The sequence below is a fragment of the Pontibacter liquoris genome, from assembly GCF_022758235.1.
Taxonomy (GTDB): domain Bacteria; phylum Bacteroidota; class Bacteroidia; order Cytophagales; family Hymenobacteraceae; genus Pontibacter; species Pontibacter liquoris.
The window spans coordinates 695,015-720,494 of the sequence record NZ_JALEBG010000003.1 but is presented as its reverse complement, the minus strand read 5'-3'; the positions used below and the strand labels follow the sequence as shown (position 1 = coordinate 720,494).

The 25,480-nt window shown below is 49.2% G+C and carries 24 protein-coding genes; 14 read left to right on the top strand and 10 right to left on the bottom strand.

The genetic code is table 11. From position 1 onward, the window contains the following. The first annotated feature begins 8 nt into the window (after nt 1–8). From LWL52_RS20110 to LWL52_RS20070, 9 genes are all read left to right on the top strand, one after another. Entirely contained in the window at nt 9–1,400 is a 1,392-nt protein-coding gene (locus LWL52_RS20110) for a BamA/TamA family outer membrane protein (protein WP_242923745.1), read from the top strand. A gap of 14 nt (nt 1,401–1,414) precedes the next feature. After that, nucleotides 1,415–2,302, top strand: a complete 888-nt coding sequence (locus LWL52_RS20105; protein WP_242923744.1) for an NAD kinase — start codon at nt 1,415–1,417, stop codon at nt 2,300–2,302. Between the two features lie 118 nt (nt 2,303–2,420). After that, nucleotides 2,421–3,419: a DUF6089 family protein gene (locus LWL52_RS20100; RefSeq protein ID WP_242923743.1), complete on the top strand. Its 999-nt coding sequence runs from the start codon at nt 2,421–2,423 to the stop codon at nt 3,417–3,419. A 48-nt stretch (nt 3,420–3,467) separates the two neighbouring features. Next, nucleotides 3,468–4,238: a type IX secretion system protein PorG gene (porG, locus tag LWL52_RS20095; RefSeq protein ID WP_255749843.1), complete on the top strand. Its 771-nt coding sequence runs from the start codon at nt 3,468–3,470 to the stop codon at nt 4,236–4,238. Between the two features lie 60 nt (nt 4,239–4,298). Beyond that, nucleotides 4,299–5,042 (top strand): undecaprenyl pyrophosphate synthase, encoded by a 744-nt coding sequence (gene uppS / locus LWL52_RS20090; RefSeq protein WP_242923741.1) that lies wholly within the window; start codon nt 4,299–4,301, stop codon nt 5,040–5,042. An 8-nt stretch (nt 5,043–5,050) separates the two neighbouring features. Continuing rightward, nucleotides 5,051–7,525 (top strand): outer membrane protein assembly factor BamA, encoded by a 2,475-nt coding sequence (gene bamA / locus LWL52_RS20085; RefSeq protein WP_242923740.1) that lies wholly within the window; start codon nt 5,051–5,053, stop codon nt 7,523–7,525. Between the two features lie 13 nt (nt 7,526–7,538). Beyond that, nucleotides 7,539–8,210: an OmpH/Skp family outer membrane protein gene (locus tag LWL52_RS20080; protein WP_242923739.1), complete on the top strand. Its 672-nt coding sequence runs from the start codon at nt 7,539–7,541 to the stop codon at nt 8,208–8,210. 25 nt (nt 8,211–8,235) lie between these two features. Continuing rightward, nucleotides 8,236–8,868 (top strand): OmpH/Skp family outer membrane protein, encoded by a 633-nt coding sequence (locus tag LWL52_RS20075; protein ID WP_242923738.1) that lies wholly within the window; start codon nt 8,236–8,238, stop codon nt 8,866–8,868. Nucleotides 8,869–8,949: 81 nt separating this feature from the next. Beyond that, nucleotides 8,950–9,987: an RluA family pseudouridine synthase gene (locus LWL52_RS20070; RefSeq protein ID WP_242923737.1), complete on the top strand. Its 1,038-nt coding sequence runs from the start codon at nt 8,950–8,952 to the stop codon at nt 9,985–9,987. A gap of 97 nt (nt 9,988–10,084) precedes the next feature. Here LWL52_RS20070 and LWL52_RS20065 read toward each other — a convergent pair whose 3' ends face one another. The 9 genes from LWL52_RS20065 to mazG all read right to left on the bottom strand — a co-directional run bounded on the left by LWL52_RS20065 (nt 10,085) and on the right by mazG (nt 18,310). Continuing rightward, nucleotides 10,085–11,731: a tetratricopeptide repeat protein gene (locus LWL52_RS20065; protein ID WP_242923736.1), complete on the bottom strand. Its 1,647-nt coding sequence runs from the start codon at nt 11,729–11,731 to the stop codon at nt 10,085–10,087. A gap of 51 nt (nt 11,732–11,782) precedes the next feature. After that, nucleotides 11,783–12,721, bottom strand: coding sequence for a PstS family phosphate ABC transporter substrate-binding protein (locus LWL52_RS20060; RefSeq protein WP_242923735.1), 939 nt, complete (start codon nt 12,719–12,721; stop codon nt 11,783–11,785). After that, complete coding sequence (locus tag LWL52_RS20055; protein ID WP_242923734.1) at nt 12,711–12,962, bottom strand: hypothetical protein; 252 nt, start codon at nt 12,960–12,962, stop codon at nt 12,711–12,713. The genes LWL52_RS20060 and LWL52_RS20055 overlap by 11 nt, the downstream gene beginning before the upstream one ends. Nucleotides 12,963–13,082: 120 nt before the next feature. Beyond that, nucleotides 13,083–13,913: an energy transducer TonB gene (locus tag LWL52_RS20050; protein WP_242923733.1), complete on the bottom strand. Its 831-nt coding sequence runs from the start codon at nt 13,911–13,913 to the stop codon at nt 13,083–13,085. Between the two features lie 196 nt (nt 13,914–14,109). Beyond that, on the bottom strand, nt 14,110–14,931 hold the full coding sequence (locus LWL52_RS20045) for an energy transducer TonB (RefSeq protein ID WP_242923732.1): 822 nt from the start codon (nt 14,929–14,931) through the stop codon (nt 14,110–14,112). A 3-nt stretch (nt 14,932–14,934) separates the two neighbouring features. Next, complete coding sequence (locus LWL52_RS20040; RefSeq protein WP_242923731.1) at nt 14,935–15,402, bottom strand: ExbD/TolR family protein; 468 nt, start codon at nt 15,400–15,402, stop codon at nt 14,935–14,937. Between the two features lie 76 nt (nt 15,403–15,478). Continuing rightward, entirely contained in the window at nt 15,479–16,090 is a 612-nt protein-coding gene (locus tag LWL52_RS20035) for an ExbD/TolR family protein (protein ID WP_255749842.1), read from the bottom strand. Nucleotides 16,091–16,109: 19 nt separating this feature from the next. Continuing rightward, entirely contained in the window at nt 16,110–16,976 is an 867-nt protein-coding gene (locus LWL52_RS20030; protein ID WP_242923729.1) for a MotA/TolQ/ExbB proton channel family protein, read from the bottom strand. Nucleotides 16,977–17,497: 521 nt separating this feature from the next. Next, nucleotides 17,498–18,310, bottom strand: a complete 813-nt coding sequence (mazG, locus tag LWL52_RS20025; protein ID WP_242923728.1) for a nucleoside triphosphate pyrophosphohydrolase — start codon at nt 18,308–18,310, stop codon at nt 17,498–17,500. A gap of 173 nt (nt 18,311–18,483) precedes the next feature. Between mazG and glmM the strand changes: the two genes are divergently transcribed. From glmM to LWL52_RS20005, 4 genes are all read left to right on the top strand, one after another. Continuing rightward, nucleotides 18,484–19,875 carry a phosphoglucosamine mutase gene (gene glmM, locus LWL52_RS20020; protein ID WP_242923727.1) on the top strand — a complete coding sequence of 464 codons (1,392 nt, stop codon included), beginning with the start codon at nt 18,484–18,486 and terminating at the stop codon, nt 19,873–19,875. A 144-nt stretch (nt 19,876–20,019) separates the two neighbouring features. Next, complete coding sequence (locus LWL52_RS20015) at nt 20,020–21,162, top strand: cysteine desulfurase family protein (protein ID WP_242923726.1); 1,143 nt, start codon at nt 20,020–20,022, stop codon at nt 21,160–21,162. A 127-nt stretch (nt 21,163–21,289) separates the two neighbouring features. After that, on the top strand, nt 21,290–21,871 hold the full coding sequence (locus LWL52_RS20010; RefSeq protein ID WP_242923725.1) for an LOG family protein: 582 nt from the start codon (nt 21,290–21,292) through the stop codon (nt 21,869–21,871). Between the two features lie 134 nt (nt 21,872–22,005). Beyond that, a complete protein-coding gene (locus LWL52_RS20005; RefSeq protein ID WP_242923724.1) occupies nt 22,006–22,395 on the top strand; it encodes a hypothetical protein in 390 nt (129 codons plus the stop codon). Between the two features lie 94 nt (nt 22,396–22,489). Here LWL52_RS20005 and hemH read toward each other — a convergent pair whose 3' ends face one another. Then, complete coding sequence (gene hemH, locus LWL52_RS20000; protein WP_242923723.1) at nt 22,490–23,518, bottom strand: ferrochelatase; 1,029 nt, start codon at nt 23,516–23,518, stop codon at nt 22,490–22,492. 1,043 nt (nt 23,519–24,561) lie between these two features. On the opposite strand from hemH, the gene era reads away from it, so the two are divergent. Continuing rightward, nucleotides 24,562–25,449 (top strand): GTPase Era, encoded by an 888-nt coding sequence (gene era, locus LWL52_RS19995; protein ID WP_242923722.1) that lies wholly within the window; start codon nt 24,562–24,564, stop codon nt 25,447–25,449. Nucleotides 25,450–25,480 lie beyond the last annotated feature (31 nt).

Genomic DNA, 25,480 nt, shown 5'->3' with positions numbered 1-25,480 from the left:
CAGGCCGCGTGGTGCAACTGCGTTCCGTTTTGCTTATTGGGTTGCTGTTGCTCTGCCGCATCGCCGCAGCGGATCCCTGCCAGGTGCCGGCCGTTGTGATGGCGGGCGTAACGCTGCAAGGCAACGAAACCACCCGCGACCAGGTATTGCTGCAGGAGCTGACCTTTGCCCCCGGCGATACGGTGGCAGCCGCTGCGCTGGAACCCCTGCTGGAAGACAACCGGAAGCGCCTCTATAACCTGCGTCTTTTTCATCACGTCACCTATACCTATACTTGCCAGGAGGGGCGGGTGCAGGTTACCTACCAGGTGCAGGAGCGGTTTTACCTTTATCCCATCCCTGTGTTTGATTATGCCGACCGCAACTTTAACGCCTGGCTGGAGAAGAAAGACTGGCACCGCATTGATTATGGCGTAAACCTGATCAGGCGCAATTTCAGGGGCCGTAACGAAGATGTGCGCCTGCGGGTGCAGCAGGGCTTTAACCGCCGCCTGGAACTGGTATACCGTGTGCCGTATATCAGCCGCAGCAAGGGGCTGGGCCTGGAAGTAGGCGCTTTTGATTACCGCAGCCGCACCATCAACTATACCAACAGGCAAAACAAACAGGCTTTTTACGAGCAGCAGGAAGGCTTGCCGATCCGGCGTACCTCTTTTGCTGTGGCGCTGCTGCAGCGGCAAAGCGTACAGCGGCAGCAGGCCCTCACCCTGGGCTATGGTACCGAGCACATCTCTGACTCGGTGGCGCACCTGAACCCGGCATACTATGGCAAAGGGCTGCACGAGCGGCAATACCTGCGGCTGGAGCTCTCTAAAGTGATCAATCTACGCAATACGTTTGCTTATCCGTTATCGGGCAGCTACTTTGAGGCAGCCCTTGGCCATACTTTTTTCCTGCACAACAGCGGCACGCCTTATACTACGCTGCGGGCCAAGTATGTCAATTATACCCGCCTGGCCGATAAGCTATTTTATACCGTAGGGGCAGAGGGACAACTGCGGCTGGCCCGCCAGTATGCCTTTGCCGATAATGTGGCACTTGGCTTCCGGTCGCTGGTGCGGGGCTACCAGCTTTATGTGGTAGGCGGCCAGCACTACGGTTTGTTTAAACAGGGTTTGTCGCGGCAGCTGGTGGATATTAAAAGCATAAAGCTTAACTTTATCGATAATCCGAAGATTAACAGTCTGCCGCTGGCCGTATACCTCAATGCCTTTACAGATGCCGGCTATGTGGTGGATAAGGCCTTTGAGGAACACAACCCGCTTACCAACCGCCTGTTAGTGGGCGGCGGCCTGGGCCTGCATGTGGTCACTTTTTACGACCTGGTGCTGCGGATGGAGTATGCGGTGAACCGCGAAGGAGACCGCGGCCTTTACCTGGGTGGGCGTTTCCCGTTCTAACACAATCAGTACTTATGAAGATAGCTATACTTGGCAAGCCTTTCAGCGACAACATCGCTCCATTTATACAGTCCCTGTTCGATGAGCTGCACAACCGCGGCGCTGACCTGATCGTGGTAGAGCATTTTTACCTTTACCTGCGGAACACCATCAGCCTGCCGGCAGGCATTCAGACCTTTAACCGGGGCGATAAGCTGGTGGGCGTAGATGTGGTGCTCAGCATTGGCGGCGACGGTACCCTGCTGGATACGGTGACGTATGTGGGCGCCCAGGAGCTGCCTATACTTGGTATTAACACCGGGCGTCTGGGCTTTCTGGCCACCATTCCGTTCGACAGCATTCCGGTAGCGCTCGATGCGTTCTACAAAGGCCATTATACGCTGGACGACAGGGCGCTGATCCGGGTAGATGCGGACCAGGAAATCTTTGATGGCATTAATTTTGGCCTCAATGAGTTTAGCCTGCAAAAACGGGACACCTCGTCCATGATTGTGGTGCATACGTACCTCGACGGCGAATACCTTAACTCTTACTGGGCCGATGGCCTGGTAGTGGCTACTCCTACGGGGTCTACCGGCTATTCGCTTAGTTGCGGGGGGCCGCTTGTGCTGCCACAAACCAACAACTTTGTTATTTCCCCCGTCTGCCCGCATAACCTTAATGTGCGGCCCATGATCGTATCAGACAAAAGCGTAATCTCCTTCGAAGTGGAAGGCCGCAGCAGCAGTTATCTAGCTTCTCTGGATTCCCGGTCCATCCCCATTGACATGCATGTGCAGCTTGCCGTACGGCGCGAAAGCTTTGTGGCCCGCCTGGTAAAGCTTAACCATGTCAACTTTTTATCTACGTTGCGAAATAAATTGAATTGGGGCTTAGATAAACGCAATAATTTATTAACGTAATACAGAAAATACCGTAGATACAGTTTCTTTAATACAGGATTATCTTTATTTTTGTCCCAGTTTAACTTGGGATAAGTATAAATCCGGTAGGGCGCCATCCTTTTAGATTCCTTTGCTTATGAAGCGATTAGTTACTCATGTGCTGCTGATGACGTTTGTGCTCAGCTTCGTTGCCATTCAGGCAGATGCACAACGCTATACCGCTAAAAAGCGCTACGGCTCGTGGGGAATAACCATTGGCGCTATCAATTACTTTGGCGACATTGTGCCGCAACCGGATTTTACCAGCCTGCGCTTTAAGTCTACCCGGCCCAATGTAGGCATCAACTATACGTACCGCTATGCGCCGCGGGTGTCTTTTCGCGGGGCGCTGCAATGGGGCCGCCTTTTAGGTTCCGATGCCCTGAGTGCCTCCGTGAACGAAGGCGAGAACATCGGCCGTTTTAAGCGCAACCTCTCGTTCCGGAACGATCTGAAAGAAGTAAGCGCCGTAGCTATCATCGACCTGTTCGAGAACCGCCAAACTTACCTGCGCCGCCCTGATTTTGTGCCTTATGGCTTTGTGGGCATCGCAGTCTTTCATCATAATCCCCAAGCTTACTATGAGAACGGTTCGCGCCCCGGCCTGGACCCTGCCTACGATATCCCCACGGGCTGGTATGAGCTGCAGCCGCTTGGCACCGAGGGCCAATATGCCAGCAGTGGCGGCGACTACCCCGAAGCCTACAAGCGGGTGCAGATTTCAATCCCGTTTGGCCTGGGCGTTAGGTATAAACTGAACCGCCACTGGGACATGAGCCTGGAAGTAGGGTGGCGCAAGACGTTTACCGATTACCTGGACGATGCCAGCTCGGCGTGGGTAGATAAAAGCGTGTTTCTGAACGAATATGGCGGCAGTAACCCTATTGCAGCGGTTATACTTTCGGACCGTAGTGCGGAGAGCGGGTTTAATACGCAGCCCGATCCCAGCGGCACGGTCTATGATATTGTGCCCGGCTATGGCACTTCGGCCAACAAGAAGCGGGGTACCAAATCAGATATGGACTGGTATATTACCAGCAACCTGAGCCTGAATTATATCATACAACCAAGAGTCAGAAGTCCGAAGTTTAGATAATAGAATAACGAACTCATCGTTGTTGACTAAACTCCGTATAAGCGTTCCATGACATTACAGCATATCAAGCAGGCACTCCTTATTTGTTGCATACTACAAATCGGGGGTGTTTTTTTTAGCGGTTCTACTTACGCCCAAAGTTCCATGACCACCAGCGAGCTGGGTCTGGGCCTGGGGGGCGCCAATTACAAAGGTGATCTGGCCCCGGATTACCGATTTCTGAGCAACCAGCCGGCCCTGACGATCTTCTATCGCCGGGATATCTCTAACCCGATTACCCTACGCGGCGGACTGATGCTAAGCCACCGCATTCTGGACGATAATACCCTGGGCGACCCCGCCTACGATTTACCTTACCCTAACTACCGGCAGGCCGAGCTGCGCCTGAGTATGGGCGAACTATCAGCGGTGATGGAGTACAACTTCCTGGATTATTATGACCTGAAGCAGCGCCCGCGCTTCTCGCCTTATTTCTTTGCCGGCGTAGCAGGCCTGGTGTACGGTGCCCGGCTCTCTTCAGAAAACGTAACGCTGCAGCCAGAGCTCGACAAGCCTTCTGACACACGCCTGGCCCTGGCCATTCCGTTTGGCGTGGGTATAAAGTATGCCCTGAGCAAGCACTGGAACCTGGGCCTTGAGTTCGGAGCCCGCAAAGTGCTGACCGATAAGCTGGATTACCTCACCGAACAGGACAGCAAGCGCCTGGCCAATCCCAACGACAAAGACTGGTATTACTACAATGGTGTAAGTATTTCTTATACTTTCTACCGAATTAATTGCCCTCCAGGGTATAAAGCCACGCCCGGCATTTTAGATTAGATAAGGAATGTTAGCTAAATTTATCTTGCTTTTTGTAACTTGCAAGGAAATTGTGGTTTAATGAATCTTAGGGAGCAAGTAGATTTAGACAATTTACCCAAACACATTGCCGTTATCATGGACGGCAACGGGCGTTGGGCAAAGCAGCGGGGCGGGTTACGGATATTTGGCCACCAGAATGCCATTAAAGCAGTACGCGACACAGTAGAAGGCGCCGCTGAACTGGGGGTGGAGTATTTAACACTTTATGCATTCTCGACAGAGAACTGGAAACGACCTGCCGGCGAGGTAACTGCTCTGATGCAGCTGCTGGTATCCACTATCCGCAAAGAAACCGCTACCCTCAACAAAAATAACATCCGGTTAAAAACCATTGGCAATACCGCCAGCCTGCCCGGGGCTTGCCAGCGCGAGCTGCAGGAGGCCATGGACATGACCAAAGACAATACCCGCATGACACTGGTGCTGGCGCTTAGCTACAGTGGCCGCTGGGATATTACGCAGGCCATGCAACGGCTGGCAGAGGATGTGGGTCAGCATAAAGTAGAGGCCGGTGCCATTAACGAAACCGCTATCAGCCAATACCTTTCTACGGCAGGTATGCCGGATCCGGAACTGCTTATCCGCACCAGCGGCGAACAGCGCATCAGCAACTTTCTGCTTTGGCAGTTAGCTTACACCGAGCTGTATATAACCGAGTTGCTGTGGCCGGATTTTCGGAAAGAGCACCTTTACCAGGCTATTGTAGCTTACCAGCGCCGCGAGCGCCGGTTTGGCAAGACAAGTGAACAACTAATAAAGTAACCATATTAATGACAAGATGCATCTGGGTGCTTGTGTTGCTGCTTTGGGCAGGCACAGCTTCGGCTCAAATTCTGAATAACCCTTCCCAATCGAACCCTGTCGACTATTCGCAGCCGAAACAGTACCGCATTGGGGACATCAAGGTGACCGGCACAAACTTTCTGGACCCCAATGCCCTGATCTCAGTAACAGGACTGAAAGTGGGCGATGAAATCACGGTGCCTGGCGAGGATATCAGCCGTGCTATCCAGAAGCTCTGGGACCAGGGCATCCTGGGCGATGTGGAAGTATACGTGACCAAGATAGAGGGCAACGAGATCTTCCTGAACTTTGAGTTGAAAGAGCGTCCGCGTCTTTCCCGCTTTACCATTACGGGTGTCAGCAAATCGCAGCAGGAAGCGCTACAGGGCAAAATCAGCCTGCAGCGCGGCAAGGTGGTGACTGATGCCGTGCTGAACAGCACCCGCAACGTGATCCGGAACTATTACCTGGAGAAGAGCTACCTCAACGTAAAAACCAATATCACCCAACGCCCCGACTCCCTGCTGCCTAACAGCGTGGTGCTGAATGTGGCCATTGATAAAGGGAATAAAGTAAAGATTGCCAACATTGATATTGTGGGCAATGAGGCATTCCCGGATAAAAAACTGAAGCGCCAGCTGAAAAAGACGAAAGAGAAACGCTTCTACAAGATCTTTACCTCCTCTAAATACCAGAAGAGCGAGTACGAGGCCGATAAACAAAAGCTGATCGACTTCTACAACACGCAGGGTTACCGCGACGCGACCATTGTTTCTGATTCTGTTTACAAAGTGAGCGATGACCGCCTGGCAATCCAGATCACAGTGGATGAAGGCCAGCGCTATTACTACCGCAACATTACCTGGAAAGGCAACTACATCTACGACGATGCTTACCTGTCCAGGGTGCTGGGCATTGAGAAAGGCGATGTTTACAACAAGGAAGAATTGGACAAGCGCCTGAACTATAACCCGACTGGCATCGACGTATCGGCGCTGTATCAGAATGACGGTTACCTGTTCCAAAGTATAGACCCGGTAGAAGTAGCCGTGGTAGGCGACTCGATTGACATCGAGATGCGCGTATTTGAAGGCGCGCAGGCTACGATCGATAAAGTAACGGTAACCGGCAACGATAAGACGAGCGATTACGTGATTCTGCGCGAGTTGCGTACGCTGCCTGGCCAGAAGTATAGCCGCGACGATCTGATCAGATCACGCAACGAGCTGGCTGCCTTAGGCTATTTCGACCCGGAATCGATCGGCCTGAATCCGGTACCAAACCCGGTAGAGGGCACAGTAGACATTAACTACAGCGTGGTGGAAAAACCAAACGACCAGATCAGCTTATCCGGTGGTTGGGGTGGCCCGATCGGCGCGGTAGGTACCGTTGGCCTTACGCTCAACAACTTCTCTACCCGTAAGTTCTTCGATTGGAGTGCCTGGCGGCCAATACCAAGCGGCGATGGGCAGCGCCTGTCGCTTAACGTGCAGGCCAACGGTAAGTATTACCAGTCGTACTCGTTGTCATTCACAGAGCCGTGGCTGGGTGGCCGTAAGCCAAACTCCTTAACGGTGAGTTTGTACAAAACTGTCCGCACCATTCCGGATGTAGAGCAGGAGCAGCGCCTGAACGTGGATGGCGCCTCTGTAAGTTTGGGCCGTCGCCTGAACTGGCCGGACAACTACTTCCAGATGAGCCACTCGCTGTCGTACAACCGCTATAACTTGAACAACTTCCCGTTATATCCCGGCTTTACCGATGGTACTTCAAACAGTATCTCTTTTATTAACACCATCGCCCGCTCCAGCATTGATAACCCGACATTCCCAAGAAGTGGGTCGTCGCTGTCGCTGAGCCTGAACTTAACCCCGCCTTACTCGCTGTTTACAGACAAGAAGAACAACTTTGAGTATGTGGAATTTAACAAATGGATGTTTGATGCCTCGTACTTTGTAAATCTGGCAGGGAATTTGGTATTAAATGCCCGGGCACACTTTGGCTTCCTGGGGTCTTATGGTTCTGCTAACGTAGGTCCGTTCGAGCGCTTTAAGATGGGTGGTTCCGGCCTGGGAGGTGGTAACATCCTGGTAGGTACCGAATACATTGGCCTGCGTGGCTACGATGATGAAAGCGTGGTGAACACGGCGAATCAGACATTGCGCTCAGCTGGTGGTGTGGCCTACGACAAGTATGTGCTTGAAGCGCGCTACTTGATATCGCCTAACCCGGCAGCTACCATCTATGGCCTGACGTTCCTGGAAGCTGGTAACAGCTTTGGCTCGCTGCAGGAGTACAGTCCTTTTAAGCTGTATCGTTCGGCGGGTGTGGGTGCCCGTATCTTTATGGCCGCTTTTGGCTTGCTGGGCTTTGACTATGGCTGGCGATTGGATGATGTACCGGGGCAACCAGATATGAAGCGTGGTCAGTTCCACTTTATCATTGGCCAGCAGATACGCTAAGTGAGGAATTAGTATGAAAAAGTTTTTGTTCATCTTTGTAACCGGCTTTTTGCTTGCAACTGTTTCGCAAGCACAGAAGATTGGTTATATTGACTCAAATTTTATCCTGAGCAAGCTGCCCGACTATAATAAAGTGCAGCAGGAGATGGATAAGTATGCCGAGAACTGGCAGCGCGAAATTGAGGGAATGCAGAAAGACCTGGACAAACTTAAACAGGATTACAAAGCCGAAGAGGTACTGCTGACCGAGGAGATGAAGCAAAAGCGGCAGGCCGAGATAGCTAAAAAAGAAAACGAAGTACGCGATTACCAGCGGAAAGTGTTTGGCTACCAGGGCATGATGTTTAAGCGGCGCCAGGATCTAATGCGTCCTATCCAGGACAAGGTTTTTACAGCGGTAGAAAAAGTGTCCAAAGCCAAGGGGGTGCAGATCATGTTTGATAAATCCGGCGACCTGGTGATGATCTATACCAACCCGGTGCACGATTATACTGAGTATGTGCTCGAAGAGCTGGGATTGGCACCAGAGCAGAATACAGCAGGAAAACAGGCAGGCGGCACGCTGGTTGATAAGCCGGAAGATCTGCCGCAAACAGATTCGTTAGATCAGCAACAAGAGAGTGCGCCGGAGCCGCAGCAGAAAACAAAGCCAAAACCGGCATCAAAAAAGAAGTCTAATAACTAAACCCTGAATTATAATTAACCAACCAATGATGAACAAAATCAAAACCTTAGTAGCAGCGTTTCTACTGATCAGCTTTGCGTCTTTTGCACAAAGCGGTGGCCAGCCTCTAAAATTTGGTTATACGAACGTAGAGTACATCCTGCTGCAGATGCCAGAGAGCAAGCAGATAGAGTCTGAGCTGAAAACACACAGCACCCAGCTGGAGAACCAGCTCCAGACCAAGTATACGGAGTACCAAGGCAAAGTAGACGCGTATCAGAAAAGCGCTGCTACCATGGACAAAACCATCCGTGACGACAAAGAGAAAGAGTTGATGAACCTCAACAACTCTATCCAGGAGTTCCAGCGTAATGCGCAGGCTTCTTTGCAGGCAAAAGAAAAGTCGCTGGTAGATCCGGTTATTGCTAAAATCGACAAAGCCATCAAAGATGTGGCCAAAGAGAATGGCTATACTTACGTGATCAGCAACCAGGCTTTACTGGCTGGTCCTGAGGATGGTGATATCTCGCCGCTTGTACTGAAGAAGCTGGGCGTAGACCCAACAAAAGTACAGCCTGAGCCAGCTCCGGCAGCATCAAACCCGGCCGCTTCGCCAGCGAAAACGCCTGCTAAGTCGCCAGCTAAAACACCGGCCAAGTCTTCTAAGAAGAAGAACTAAGCAAACATCACCTTCATAAGTATGAGAAAGCCGTTGTTTCTACTACGGCTTTCTTTTTTGTTTAAATTTTAGAGTAGTGCCGTGATTGAGAATACCGATCTGGAACAAGATAGCGCCGAAGACTCAGACGACCTGTACGAGCACCACCGCATTGTGGTAGATAAAGGCCAGGCCCTGTTGCGGCTGGACAAGTTTCTGATGGACCGGCTGCCAAATGTTACGCGTAATAAGCTGCAAAGCGCCATTCGCTCTGAATCGGTGCAGGTAAATCAGCAGCCCGTAAAGGTAAGCTACAAGGTAAAGCCGCAGGATGTGATCACCATCACCCTGGCCGAACCCCCGCGTGACACCAATGTTGTCCCTGAGAACATCCCGCTTAACATACTGTATGAAGACGACGAGCTGCTGGTCGTAAACAAAGAAGCGGGCATGGTGGTGCACCCGGCCTATAATAACTGGAATGGTACCCTGGTAAATGCCCTCACCTATTACCTGCAGAACCTGCCCACAGCGCGCAACGGCGAAGGACGGCCCGGCCTGGTGCATCGGATTGACAAAGATACTTCCGGCTTGCTGGTGATAGCGAAAACAGAGTATAGTATGGCTTACCTGGCCAGGCAGTTCTTTGATCACAGCATCGAGCGGACCTACATAGCCCTGGTATGGGGCTCTCCAAAAGAAGATGCCGGCACGATTACAGGCCATGTAGGACGCAGTGCAAAAGACCGCAAGGTCATGACGGTCTATCCGGAAGGTGATTATGGCAAGCATGCTGTGACGCATTATAAAGTGCTGCGGCGCTTTAAGTATGTCTCGCTGCTGCAATGTAACCTGGAAACCGGGCGTACGCACCAGATCCGGGCGCATATGAAATACCTGGGCCACCCGCTTTTTGCTGATGCTACCTATGGCGGGGATAAGATCCTGCAGGGCATGCCCACTGGCAGCTATAAAACCTTTGTAGAAAATGCTTTTAAGCTGATGCCGCGGCAGGCACTACATGCCAGGTCGCTGGGATTTATACATCCTGCAACAAAAGCGTTCATCCAGTTTGATTCCGAACTGCCCGAAGACTTCAGGAATGTGCTTGAAAAGTGGGCTCTTTACGAAGAGCAATAGCAAACCTGTCTACATTTATTCTTTAAGGCAGATAACAGGCATAAAAAAGGGCCGCTCTTTGAAGAGCGGCCCTTTTCTTATTCGGAAGGAGAAAGAATTACTTCTTTTTCTTATTAGACTTATTGATTTCAGCGAGTGCAGTAGCTGCCTGCTCGTTGGCAGGGTCCAGCGTCTTTACGGACGTCCAGTACTTAACCGCGTTGGCTCTGTCGCCTTTCAGGTAATAATAGTAACCTAAGTAAGAGTTCGCCTCAATCAGGTCACGCTTATACTTGTCGGGCTCAGCAGAGGCAAGTTTAATAAACTCCTCGTAGTATGGCTTAGCCAAGCCTTGCGTAGTTTCAGGGTCCTGGCTGGCGCTGGCACGTGCTCTCCAAAGGAAACCGTAAGCGTACGTCGGGTTACTCTTAGTAACGTTCGCATACGTCTCGTCGGCCTTCTGGAAGTACTCGTTCGCTTTCTGCGTATTGTTGGCTTTCGCCATATCCTCACCGGCCATCATATAGATGTTACCCATGTAGTAGAAGTCAGCATTAGATGGCTCAACCGCTTCACGCTTTTTGTTAAGCACATCAATCGCCTGGTCATACTTGCCATTCTTGGCTAAGGAAGTGGCCAGCTCCTGGTACAGCTCTACTTTAGTTGGGTCCATCTGCAGGGCTTTCTGCAGGTTTTCAACAGCTTTGTCAGGCTGGTTGTTCTTAGACAGGATTCTGCCATAGTACTCATAGTCCTGAGCGATCATCTTGTTCGGGCCAACGGTCTGCAGGTACTGCTCCATGGCTTGCAGCGCTTTCTCAGGTTGTCCCAGCTCCAGGTATGAATAAGCACGCAGACGGTTCATGGTTACGTTGCCTGGGTCTTTCTGTAACACCTGCTCTACTTCCTGCAAGGTCTGATCATAATTTTTGGTCAGGAACAGGAAGGAAGCATACTTCGCTCTGGTCTCCGGCGTATTCTCAGCCATGTCCACATACTTCTTGAAAGTAGAGAGGGCTTTGTCGTACTGGCCTGCAAAGTAGTATAGCTCGCCCAAATCACGGTAAACCGGAGCAAAGTTCGGATCTATCTCAATGGCTTTGTTGAAAGCAGCCTCTGCCTCCGGGAAGTTACGGGAGCTGGTAAACAACTGACCTTTTTTCAAATAGGCAACAGCATACTTATCATCCAGCTGCAGCGCTCTGTCATAAGCTGACATGGCCTCGCCACCTTTTTTAATCTTCAGGTACGCATCGCCCAGAATAACATTGGCTACAGCATTTTTGCTGTCACGCTCCAGTGCCTGCTTCAGGTATTCGATGCCTTTGGTAACCTGTGCTTCTGTTGCATTTGGCGCATCCGCATAAGCCTCCCCAATCATGGTAAGCACATAAGGATCTTTTTTGCCCTTGCCTTTGGTTGCCTGGTCAAAGTAGCCTTGCGCTTTCGCCTCATCGCCACTTTGCAGGGCAAGCTTTCCTAAACCAACATAGTTGATATAAGATTTAGAGTCGTTGGAAATACCCTGGTTAAAATAGTAAGCGGCTGAATCAGGCTTGTCTGTTCTCAGATAAATATCACCCAAAGCAAAATAAGCGTTGTCAGCTTGTTTTTTGTTGTTCAGCTGCGCTTTATAAATGGACTTTGCTTGTTGGTATCGCTCTAAATCAACGGCTTTTCTGCCTGCATCACCTGACTGCGCCAGCGCTGCTGTCGTAGGCAAAGCTACCCCCATTAGCACGATGTACTTCCAGTTATTCGTCATTGTAATTAAAGTTTAGTTGGTTGCAATTTAAATTAGTCGAAGAAAAAGAATTTAGTTACTCAATCCGATCACGCGTATGGGCATTGTTGCCGGTACCAGACCAGATTTTAAAAATATACGTTGTCCTTTGTCTCCTGCAACAAAGGATGCAAAACCTGTGCCAAGTCCTGCACGGCCCTCTGTACTAATGATATAGATAAAACGCAGCAGGGGATAAGTGCCCTGGGCAATATAAGCCTGGTAGGGTTGGTAATAGCTCTCTGTTGAGGTAGGGTTGGGCTCTTTGCTGATACCCATTACTTTTACCTTGTCCAGGAAACCGACAGCGGTGGAGTCGTCCAGGTCACTGATCCAGTTTACGCCGATCACTCCCAACGCATTCTTATTTTGCGATACGTAATCTATCAGGGCTTCATGCGAGTTAGAGGCAAAGGTATTGGACGGCAATTTATGGTCCGCCGCTAATGAATCCCTTACGTAACGACTGGTGCTAGAGTTATTATTGTCGAATACGATGGTGATATCTTTTAAGCTGCTTGCTTTGTTCAGTTCCTGCCAGCTTTTAACTTTTCCGCTGAAGATCGCTTTTACCTGGTCAAGCGTCAGAAGAGAATCCGGGTTATCGTTATTCACAATCAGAGCCACAGCATCAATCGCAATTTTGGTAATCCGCGGTATTATTTTGCGCTTATCAAAAATGGCCTTTTCCTGGGGCGTCAGTTCCCGTGCTACTACGGCAATCCTAGTGCTGTCTTTTGTCAGATCATCAAACACAGCGCCTTCGGATTTATAAGAAGGATCTATTTGCGCATACTTATAAATGCCTTCAAAGGTATTGACCTGGCTTTCGATTATGGGCTTAAAGGACTCATCCGCGCTTACCGTAATATGGCCTGAAGTAGGCGTATCCGCTATCTCGCCGGATCGGTTACAAGCCATGAGCGTTACCAGGCCTAAGGCCGCAAAAATATTGAGCGCATTAATCTTCATACCTTTTCTTTTGTTTTGAGCCCTGGTAAACCCGCACAAAGCGCAGCACACCATAAAGTATCAGTATTCCTCCCAGAATAGTTTTTACCGTTTCCGGAATCGTCAGGTTTAGTCGTTGTTCGTCAGCCAGTAAAATAAACAAGCCCAGGGCCACATATAGCAGCGTCATGAGCAAAGCAAAACCCCGTGCGAACTTATTGAAGAACTTCACGGACGAATTCTCCTCTCTTCGTCTCTGCATGGTGTATCCTTTCTGATTTAGTGTTTAACCCTTAAAAATAAGTCTATTGCTACAAAAAAGAAAGCAGAAGCTTACAAAACTCATTTGCCGCTTCTGCCTTCTCCTCCCATAAATTAAATATTACTGCATATTAAACCTGATAGGTAAGGTATAGCGCACCGGTACGGCCCGCCCGTTTTGGCGGCCAGGGCTCCAGGAGGGCATTTTCCGGATAACTCTTACCGCTTCTTCTTCCGTGCCATATCCGAGGCCTTTTAAAACCGTCACATCCTGTATCTCACCGGTTACGGCTACTACAAACGTAACAATCACCAGTCCTTCCACATTAGCTTGCCTGGCCCGGACTGGGTACGTAATATTCTGGCTCAAAAATTTAAACAGCGCTTTTTCGCCACCGGCAAACTCGGGCATTTTTTCTACACTTACATACGGCTCGTCTGGCTTTGCAGGTGCAGTTGTTCCCAGCTCGGCAGGTGGCGCATCAGGAAGCGTTATACTTGGCACCTCCGGTGCTATTCCTTCTATATCCGCAGTGCCGATATTCGCATTTTTCAGATCATCCTGCGTGGCTAGCTGTTTTACCGGGTCGGGTGCATTGTCCGGAATTACCTTTGTAGTAGCATAAGCTTTGGTTTTAACCGGGGCTTTGGGTTGCGCCACGGGCTGCGCGGCTTCTTTGGGCTTTGCTGCCGGTGGGGCAGGAGGTAACTCCAGTACGAAAGGTTCATAAATATCATAAACTGGCTTTTCATAAGGTACGGCCTTCCCAAACAGCTTCTCCTGGAGCAGCGGCGCGACCAGGGCACCTGAAAAAGTAGCGGTTGCAAGTATGGCGGCCAACGTCAGGTTTCTACCATACTTCATGCGTAACTCATAAGCGCCGTAAGCTTTGTTGCGGCCTTTAAACACCACATTATTAAAGGTGGTGCTGAATAAGTAGCTCTTTTCCATGGGCTGTTTGGATTTAGGTTTATGATCTAACTGTACTGCATTCGGGTATAAGGGCTTTAGTTTGTATATGATTTGGTATAAGTATTTTAATATACGATTTTATACTTAGATAGTATGCATGCTTACTATTTAATTTATCATGTAAACAAAAAAGCCCCGCCAGTACTGGCAGGGCTTTTTTGTTTTGCAGTGTTGCTTACTTAATCGTGAAGCGAACTGGTAAAGTATAGCGTACAGGTACAGCTCTACCGTTTTGCTTACCGGGCGTCCACTTTGGCATTGATTTTACAACGCGCATTGCTTCTTCGTCGGTACCAGCTCCCAGGTTTTTGATAACCTGGATCTCGGAGATCTCGCCTGTTTTACCTACTACGAACGATAAAACTACCAGACCTTCCACGCCGGCACGCTGTGCAGCGGCTGGGTAGCGAATGTTTTTGGCCAGGTACTTCAGCATTTCCGTCTCACCACCAGGGAAAGTCGGCATCTGCTCTACGTATGTGTAAGGCTTTTCTTCTACTACTTCGGCTACTACGTCGCTTGTTCCGTCAATATCGCCAAGGTCAGGTGGTGCGTTCTTATCGCCTTCCACAGTTTTAACACCGGCGTCTATTTCTTCCAGCTTTTCAACGTCCGGAACTTCTTCTTCTGTTCTAACCTCCTCGTCACGCTTAACAACCGGCGGGGTATACTTTACAGTAGAGCGCACGGGTGGCGGTGGTGGTGGCAGATCAGGCGGCGGTGGCGGCGGTGGCGCTTGTTCTTCAAGCGGTGGTGGTGGTGCCAGGTCTACTTCGGTTACAATTCGTTCAACCACTTCTTCCTTCTCATCGCCTACGATCATTTTTCGGATCAGCGGAATGCTGATAAAAAGGAAAAACAAAAGGGTAGCAATAATTGCGGCCTTAATGATATGCGAGTTGTAAATCCGGCGAAGTAGGTAGGCGCCGTATGCTTTGTTCCGTCCGTCAAAGACGATATCGTCAAGCGATGCGTTTGCTAACTTACTTGCGTCCATATTTTATTGTCCGATTTTGTTCTGTACCAATTGCTTGTCGTTGTCGGTAATTTCAACAAGGGCAAACTTCTTGGTATCTGTGATTTTCAGTTCATCCAGAATGTCTACTACGTTCTTGTAGCGCGAATCAGCCATTGGCTTGATCATAATGGTCATCTTATCGTTGCCTTTAATCTTTGGAGATGTAAGCACTTTACGAATACCATTTGAGGAATAATCAGACTCTACTACTTCCGGGTTATCGGCAGGGTTGCCAAGGCCGTAGTAGTAAAAGATCTTATCATCCTTTGCCAGGATAATTGTCATCGCGTTACTGGCTTTCAATTCAATTTGCTCTTCTTCCTTGTCAGGTTTCACAGGCATGTTAATTTCCATGGTCTGTGGCTTTGCAAATGTGGTTGTAAGCATAAAGAAGGTCAATAGAAGGAAGGCAAGGTCTACCATCGGCGTCATGTCGATTTTGGTAGACATTTTCTTGGCGCGTTTCTTACCTCCCTTACCGGAGTCAGCTTGCTGTTGTACTTCTGCCATTTCTTTTTCCTTTCTTTTAGAGGTTCTTTGGTTTGGCTTCCATGTCGGTAATCAGGTTAAACCTGTTTACCTTCTTATCCTGAAGCGTTTCAATAACCTTCTGTACAGTCTCATAATTGACGTCTACGTCTCCTTTGATGGCAATAATTACCTTCGGATTAGTAAGACGCGTCTGTAGTACCCAGTCTCCCAGCTCATTGCCAACCGAGTCGATTGGAATACCAGGGGCTCTTTTGTCATAGTCTTTACGCTGCTTAGACGACATGTCTAAGTATTGCTTTAACTGCGCCACCGGTACGCCGAACTCACTTAGCAGAGAGAAAGTCTTTTTCTCCTCTTCGTTAAAACCAACGCCGTACTTGCCCGCTATCTTGTCTAGTACTGCTGCTTTCGTATTCTGCCCATCTACTCCGAAAAATACCCGGTTGTCTTTGTCAATGGTGATCGTGATCACATTGGAATCCGGAATTTTTAACTGTGATACAGACGAAGGGGTATCAACGATAACCGCCTTGTCTGGCGTCATGGTAGCAGTCAGCATAAAGAAAGTAACTAGCAAGAAGCCCAAGTCCACCATTGGCGTCATGTCCAACGAAGGGTTGTTTCTTTTTACTTTTACTTTAGGCATTTTCTTGAATTAAATTCAATTATACAGTTTGTTGTCTTACCGGAGCGGCATCGTGCTGTGCTGCAAAGGTAGAGATGATGCTGAAACCAGCTTCGTCGATGCTGTAGGTCAACTCGTCAATCTTGCTTGTGAAGTAGTTGTAAGCAATAATGGCAAGTGCAGAACCTGTAATACCGATCGCTGTGTTGATCAAGGCCTCAGAGATACCGTTAGAAAGCGCTGTTGCATCTGGGTTACCTGATGTTGCAAGGGCCGCAAACGCTTTGATCATACCAAGTACCGTACCGATCAAACCTGTCAGGGTAGAGATAGAAGCGATAGTAGAGATAACAACCAGGTTTTTCTCCAGCATTGGAAGCTCCAAAGAAGTAGATTCTTCGATTTCTTTCTGGATAGCAGCAACTTTCTCAGCTTTCAGCAGCTCAGGCTCGTTCTGCATTTCTTTGTACTTCAGCAGACCAGACTTTACCACGTTTGCAACAGAACCTTTTTGTGCGTCGCAGGCAGCCAGAGCGCCGTTGATGTCACGCTGGTTCAGTTTAGCAGAGATTGTACGTACGAACGCTGTTACGCTCTTAGTACCTTTTGCTTTGCTGATCGTCAGCACACGCTCGATAGAGAAGATAAACACCATAAGTACAAGCGCCATCAGAATTGGCACCACAAATCCTCCTTTATATACAATGCCCAGGTAGTTGCCTGGCAGCGGGTGGCCTTCATTGCTACCGCCTTCAAAGTTGTTGGGGTTACCCAGAACAAAGATATAAATCAAGACACACGCAATTACCGCCAGTGGAATTACGATAGTGGCAAATAAGGAGCCAGCAGTGCCGCTCTTTGCTTCTACATTAGCATTTTTGCTTACTACTGCAGTCTTTTTTTCCATTTTTTTAAAGTTTAAAGTTTAGTTGTTTGTGTTGTAATTTAAATTGTTTGTGTTACTGTAAATGTTATGGTTTTAATTTTAGTTCTTTATTGAATTTGCAATTTCTGCTTTTTCTACAATTTTCAAATATAACGAATACGAAATTTTTGTAATTCCTGCTGAAATGTGACCCGTTATAGACGTTTTTATTTTACTTAAAACTGCATAAGCGACAGACTCCTCTTTACAAACATATCAGTTTTACCCCTTTATTCAAAGTTAAAACAATCTAAACAGCCTTTATTATTCTCTTGTACGCACTCATTTCAATACGGATAGCAAGGTTTCGCGGCTTTTTGCAGCTTCGTATACACGTAGGTTCCAACAAAAAAGCCTGTTTGTTTACTACTTGCGGGCACTGTTATTACGGATGCGGGAAAGAGTAGCAGTTAAATAAAAAGTGTTTGTAACCTGCATCTGATCCTGAATTTCAGAAAAAGTGGTTTAAATATAGCGAAGTTTCATTCAGGTTGTATGCGTTTTTACAGCTTTTTTGCCTCGTTCCAGTAGAAGTCCATTTCTTTCAGGCTCATGTCCTGTAATGACTTGCCGTCTTTGGCTGCCTGTTGCTCTATGTATTGGAAACGGGCTATAAACTTGAGGTTAGTACGTTCAAGGGCCTCTTCCGGGTTTATCTCAATAAAGCGGGCGAAATTTATAAGCGAGAAAAGCAGGTCGCCAAACTCGGCCATTGCCAGGGATTTGTTTATGCTGGCTGTGTCTTGCTGGTTAAACTCTGATTCGAATTCGGCCAGTTCCTCCTGCACTTTCTCCCACACCTGTGCTTTCTCCTCCCAGTCGAAACCGGCTCCGCGGGCCTTTTCCTGAATGCGCATGGCTTTTACCAGGGCAGGCAACGAACCGGGAACGCCGCCCAATACAGATTTATTGCCTTCTTTGAGCTTCAGCTTCTCCCAGTTTTGCTTTACTTCTTCTTCTGTTTCGGCTTTGGTGTCGCCGTAAATGTGCGGGTGCCGGAAAATGAGCTTCTCACATTGGGCATTCAGCACGTCGGCAATATCAAAGGCGTTTTGCTCGGACGCAATCTTGGCATAAAAGATCAGGTGCAGCATCACATCCCCTAATTCTTTTTTTATTTCAGGCAGGTCATTTTTAAGAATAGCGTCCGAGAGCTCATAGGTTTCTTCTATGGTTAGGTGGCGCAGGCTTTCCAGTGTTTGTTTGCGGTCCCAGGGGCATTTGGCGCGCAGATCATCCATCACATCCAACAAGCGGTTAAATGCCTGCAACTGTTTGCCGCGGGGGCTATCGTCAAATACTATGTTGTTTTCCATACAGGCAAATATACTAAAAGGAAGCCACTGCTGTTTTAATTGCGCAATACTGAAACCTTTAAGTATATATATAAGTAAATATTCGATAACTACAACGCCCTGCATCAAGAGGAGAAAATTGCTATAAGTAAAACTTAAATCACTACTTTTGTCAGGCTTAAACATTACAGCGAGTGACTCTAATAAAATCAATTTCAGGAATACGAGGAACAATAGGCGGCAAGGTGGGAGAGGGTTTCACGCCTGTCGATATTGTGAAATATGCCGCGGCCTTTGGCACCTGGGTGCTGCAGACAACCGGCAACAATGTGTTGGTAGTAGGCCGCGATGCCCGCCTCTCCGGCGAAATGGTAAACAAGCTGGTATGTGCTACCCTGCAGGGGTTGGGCGTTAACGTAATTGACGTAGGCCTCTCGACTACCCCGACCGTGGAAATGGCGGTGGTAGATAAAAAAGCCGGCGGCGGCATTATACTTACGGCCAGCCACAACCCCAAGCAATGGAACGCGCTAAAGCTGCTTAACCAGCACGGCGAGTTTATTTCGGATGAAGAGGGCAAACAGGTGCTGGAGATTGCCGATCAGGAAAGCTTTGCTTTTGCGCAGGTAACAGAACTGGGCAAGTATAAGCAGAGCGAAAACGCCATCAAAAAACATATCAAAGCTATTCTGGAACTGCCCCTGGTAGATAAAGCGGCTATCAAAGCCCGCAACTATAGTGTGGCCATCGACTGTGTGAACTCTACCGGAGGAATTGCCGTGCCGATGCTGCTGGAAGCCTTGGGTGTGACCAAAATCGAAAAGCTCTACTGCGAGCCGGACGGCAACTTTGCCCATAACCCCGAGCCGCTGCCCGAGAACCTGCGCGAGATCTCGAAAGTGATCGAAAAAGGCAAGTTTGACCTGGGCATTGTAGTGGATCCGGATGTGGACCGTTTGGCACTGATAAATGAAGATGGCAGCATGTTCGGCGAAGAATATACGCTGGTAGCCGTAGCGGATTATGTGCTGCAGCATAAAGTGGGCAACACCGTTTCGAACCTGTCTTCTACCCGTGCGCTGCGCGACGTGACTGAGAAGGCTGGAGGCGAATACAATGCCGCTGCCGTAGGCGAGGTGAACGTGGTAAACAAAATGAAGGAAACCAACGCGGTGATAGGCGGCGAGGGCAACGGGGGTATTATTTACCCTGAACTGCACTATGGCCGCGACGCGCTGGTGGGTATCGCGTTGTTTCTGTCGCACCTGGCTAAATCAGGCAATAGTATGACGCGCCTGCGGGCTACTTACCCGAGCTACTACATCTCTAAAAATAAAATAGAACTGACGCCGGAGGTGAACGTAGACGAGGTGCTGCGCCAGATGCAGGAACGGTATGCCAAGCAGCCGATCAATACCATTGATGGGGTAAAGATAGAGTTTGATAAAGAGTGGGTGCACCTGCGCAAATCAAACACCGAACCTATTATCCGCATCTACGCAGAGTCGGACAGCAATGCCACGGCCGAGCACCTGGCCAATAAAATCATTGCCGATATTAAAGAGATTATCTCTGTTAAAGCATAAATATATGTGTTGTTGTAGCAATACGTACAAACCATAGCACAAGCAGTTGCGCCACAGGAAATGAGAGCTTCTCGTCCTTTGGCGCAACTTTTTTTTATACTTTAGCAGTTGAGTTAAAACAGAACTACTATTAAAGCTTACCCAATGCGTGTTTATTTAGATAATGCTGCCACTACGCCTCTGGACAAAGAGGTTTTTGATGCCATGGCTCCTTTTATGCTGGAGCACTTCGGTAACCCCTCTTCCATTCACTCTCATGGGCGCGAAGTAAGGGCGGCTATTGAAAAAGCGCGCCGTACCGTGGCGACCCTTTTAAATACCTCGCCTGCCGAGGTCTTTTTTACCTCGGGCGGAACAGAGGCTGATAATGCGGCCATCCTTTGCACCTGCCGTACCCTGGGCATCAGACACGCCATTACCACCCAACTGGAGCACCATGCGGTGCTGCATACCATGGAACTGTTGGAGAAGCAGGACGGCGTGCAGGTAAGTTACCTGCGCCATGATGAGCGTGGCAACCTGGACCTGGCGCACCTGGAAGAACTGCTAAGCAGCCAGCCGCAGACGCTAGTTTCGATCATGCACGCCAACAACGAGATCGGCAACCTGAACAACATCGAGGCGATCGGGGCGCTGTGTAAGAAGTATAACGCCATTTTCCATTCGGATACGGTGCAGACCATGGGCCATTACAAACACGACCTGCAGCAGCTGGGCGCTAACTTTATCGTGGGTTCGGCACATAAATTTCATGGCCCCAAAGGCGTTGGCTTTTTATATTGCGATGCCAACGTTAAAATTCAGCCCCTGATCCAGGGTGGAGCGCAGGAGCGCAACATGCGGGGCGGCACCGAGAACGTTTATGGCATTATCGGGCTGGCCAAAGCGCTGGAAATTGCCTACCGCGATATGGAAGAGCACACCCGCTATATTCAGGGGCTCAAAGACAGGATGATCTATCAATTGAAAGAGCAGCTGGAGGACGTGCACTTCAACGGCATGTCGGCTACAGCCGATAAGAGCCTTTACACGGTGCTTAACGTGAGTCTGCCGGCTTCGGACATTAATGAGATGCTGCTCTTCAGCCTGGATATAAATAAAATTTCGGCTTCGGGAGGCAGTGCCTGCAGCAGTGGCGCCAACACCGGCTCGCATGTGCTGCGTGCCCTTGACGTGGATCCTACGCGCGGCTCTGTGCGCTTTTCGTTCAGCAAGTATAATACGCCCGAAGAAATTGATTTTGCCGCTGAAACACTGGCCAAGCTCTATAAAAAAGTATCGGCCTAGCCATAGCAGTGATAACAGCAGTAAAAAGGCTCCAGCAGCAAGGTTGGAGCCTTTGTTTTTTACGCCTGTTTTGGTGTTCAATAAGTATATAAAGTATAAGTATAGATCGGAGAGAGAACAAGTAACGATGAAAAGTATAGGTGTTTTTTGTGGCGCAAATACAGGTGTGAATGAAGTATACAGCCAGTTTGCCGCGCAACTCGGGGAGATGATGGCTGCCCAGCGGGTGAAGTTGGTATATGGTGGCGGCAACGTAGGCCTGATGGGCGTGATTGCCGATGCCGTGCTGGCAGGCGGTGGCGAAGCCATTGGTGTTATTCCGCAGAGCCTGGTAGACCGCGAGGTGGCCCACAGAGGAGTGCAGGAACTGGTGGTGGTGGAAACCATGCACGAGCGCAAAGCCATTATGGCGGCCCGCTCCGACGCGTTTGTGGCCATGCCCGGTGGTTTCGGTACCTTCGATGAGATTTGCGAGATCATTACCTGGAATCAGTTGGGCATCATCCGAAAGCCTGTTGCCTTTTTCAACATCAACGGCTACTACGACCGATTCTTTGATATGATCGACCACACGGTAAGCGAAGGGTTTGTAAAGAAAGATCAGCGGAACAACATTATCGTGGAAAGTGATCCGGCTATACTGCTGGAGAAACTCAGAGCCTATTCCGACGCTACCTCCGATTACTGGATCGACTTCAAACGGATCTAAGTCAGTAACGATATATGTATACACCCCATAATGCGGCATCCCATCCTGGATGGAAGAAGCTGCTGTTGTTATTGCTCCTGTGCTTTATAGGTATAGTAGAAGCTCGCGCGCAGGATGTTTTTTCAGCTGGCCCTATGCTGCACTATAACTTCGGAGACAAGAAGCCAAAGATCAGTTGGGGTGTAGAAGCCGCCGTGTGGTGGTATGAAGGTGGTTTCCCGATAAGTGCCAACATCGGTTTTGACCGCAGAAAAGGCAGCACCATACTTTACACGCAGGCACAGACAGGTATCGCGGTGGCGGGTTTATCTGCGGGGCCCTACCTGGAGTTACTTAAAGATGAACCTGCTGTCCTTGGTCTGCAAACCGATTACTGGATCAACAATTACCTGGGCTTGAACTATAGGATAAGGTTTGGCGGCGGGCAAAAGCAGAAAGCATTGGGAGGGTATGTAAAGCTACCGGTTTCCCTGATTCCAGAGGAGGAGCGAGAGGATGATGATTTTGACTGGGATTGGGACTGATCCTAAAGTACAAAGTATAAAGTATAAATAAAGGAGCCGCTATGATCATAGCGGCTCCTTTATTTATACTTCTGCTGATATGACTTTTAGATTTTTAGTGTTGCAGTACCAAGTCCTTTACCGCTTCCACCCAGGTGTCGCTGGAGTTTAGGCTTTCTACCAGTTGCCATTTCTCGCCGCCGGCATGCTCAAACATCTCCTTAAATTCCACGCCAACTTCGATGGTGGTCTCGAGGCAGTCGGCCACAAAGGCAGGGCTGTAGGCCAGCACTTTCTTGATGCCTTTGGCAGGCAATGTTTTCAGCACTTCGTCGGTGTAAGGCTGCAGCCACGGGTCTTTCAATAGCCTGGATTGGAAGGTGACAGTGTATTGATCTTCGCGCAAGCCTAGTTGCTCGGCTAGCAAACGCGAGGTAGCAAAACAGGCCGCACGGTAGCAGTATTTGTTACGCTTGTTATATGTGTTGCAGCAGGCGCCCAGCTGGCAGTAGCCTTTGTCACTTCCTTTCAGCACCTGGCGCTCCGGCAAACCATGGTAACTGAAGATCACGTGGTCATAGCTGTCCTGTGCCATGTGCTGTTTGCCCAGTTCCGCAAAAGCTTTGATAAAGCCGGGATCGTCGCAGAAGGAAGAGATGAAATTTATACTTGGGATCACCCACCAATCCTTCACGATCTCCATGATCTTGTCCTGCACCGAACCGGTTGAAGCCGAGGCATACTGCGGGAACAGCGGCAATACGATGATGCGGTCCACGCTTTGCTCGCGCAGTTCTTCTAGCGCATTTTTTATACTTGGGCTCTGGTAGCGCATGCCAAACGCCACGTGGTAGCCGTTGCCCAACGCCTGCTGCAGCTTTTGCTGCAGGTCCAGGCCGTGGTAAAGCAGCGGCGAGCCGCGGTCTGTCCAGAGTTGCTGGTATATTTTGGCAGATTTAGGCGCGCGGAACGGCGCGATAATGCCGTTAATCAGGCCGTAGCGGGCCACAGGATGTATGTCGATCACGCGCTTGTCCAGCAGGAACTCGCGCAGGTATTTCCGGACGTCAGGCGTGTTAGGCGTATCCGGCGTACCGAGGTTTACCAGCAGCACCCCTATCTTACCAGTGTTTTTTTTGCTCATTTAAACTGTCTGTGCTTTTCTACAGGCAAATATACAAAGTATAAACAGTACTTGTTGATTGATACTATCTATCAGGCCATAGCGGGTTAACGGAGTGTAAAGCAATAAGTAGGAAAAATGTTTTGAGCTGCCGGGGCCAACCACCCCTAAACATCCTTGGCTAAGGAGGGGAGCTAGTTATTGCTGCTGGTGAAGTATAAGCGGTGTAGGTTTTATACCGGTGATAAAAGCGTTACTCTCTCCTTATTATCATCTCGACGCAAGGAGAGATATGTTCAGGATAAAGCAAGAAGAGAAAATTTATACTTGAAATGAAGTATAAGCTGTGTGATTTAGTAGGAAGAAGAACATCCCCCAATCCTCTGCAAAGCGGGGCTTTGAGCTGATGGAAGAGCAGCAGCATGCTTGCAAAAGCTTAACCTCCCTTCCACCAAGATCCTTTCAGGATAACAAAAAGGGGCAATAAGAGGAGAATAAAGGAAATCGGATTACAGAAGGATTTATACTTAAACTGAAGTATAAACATTAGCTATCGAATTGATCCCAGTCCTTGGGTTGAGCGCCTTGGTGTGTTGCGGTGCTGAGTTTACTCAGCAGCCCGCAGCGCCAGCGAGGAGCAGCTTCACGCCACAGCGCGATGCCCTTGTCGGGGGCCCCTGCACCCCCAGGACGAGCCCCCGCGGGCTTGGAGCGCACCAAAGTATAAGATAAAACAAGGCAAGTATAAGACTAAGGAATACAGCCAGCTACCAAGTATAGCCGGAATATCTTTCTTAAAGAACATCCACTACCAAGTATAACATCAAGTATAAAATAGCGCCTTATAACAGCTGGTAAGTAGTACCAAACATAAACCGCAAACAGCTATGGAACTCTACCTGAAAAGCACAAGGGGACGCTTGCGCCAGGAATACCTCCATCGCCATAAAAAAATTTTTAAGGAAGTATAACCCTGTTTCTTTCTTTCCTCATTCACAAATAATTAGACATTCCGCCGCCGTCTCGTAAAAAAGAAGTAATTTTGCAACCTCAAATTTAAACCTATGGCCGAGACACCGCATAAAGCCGGATTTGTAAGTATCGTGGGCAAGCCAAATGTGGGCAAGTCTACGCTGATGAACGCCTTGGTGGGGGAGAAGCTCTCTATCATTACCTCCAAAGCACAAACCACGCGCCACCGCATCATGGGCATCCTGAACGGTGACGACTTCCAGATCGTCTACTCCGACACGCCCGGCATCATCAAACCGCAGTATGCGCTGCACGAATCAATGATGAGCTTTGTGCGCACCTCGCTCGAGGACGCGGATGTGATCCTGTTTGTGACCGACATCTATGAGAAGCACGACGAAGAAGATGTGATCAAGCGCCTGCAGTATGCACAGGTGCCGGTATTGCTGCTCATTAACAAGATAGACCAGGCCACGGAAGAGGAGCTGAACGAAAAGGTAGCTTACTGGCAGGAGAAAATGAACCCGACGGAAATACTGCCTATTTCGGCGCTGCATGGCTTCGGACTGGAACATTTGTTCTCGCGCCTGCTGCATTTCCTGCCCGAGCATCCGGCTTATTTCCCGAAAGATGAACTGACCGACAAGCCCGAGCGTTTCTTCGTGTCGGAGATGATCCGCGAGAAGATCTTCCTCAACTATAAAAAGGAGATCCCTTACAGCTGCGAAGTAGTGGTAGAGGAATTTAAAGAAGAAGAAGAGATCATCCGTATCCGGGCCGAGATCAGCGTGGAGCGCAAAAGCCAGAAAGGCATTGTGATCGGCCACAAAGGCGAAGCCCTGAAAAAAGTTGGCACGCAGGCCCGTGTGGATATGGAAGAGTTCTTCCAGAAAAAAATATTTCTTGATTTATACGTGCGCGTGAACGAGAACTGGCGAACCGACCAGAAGCTGTTACGCCGATTCGGCTACAGCGAGTAAGTATAAATCTGAACACAATATTGTAAATCCT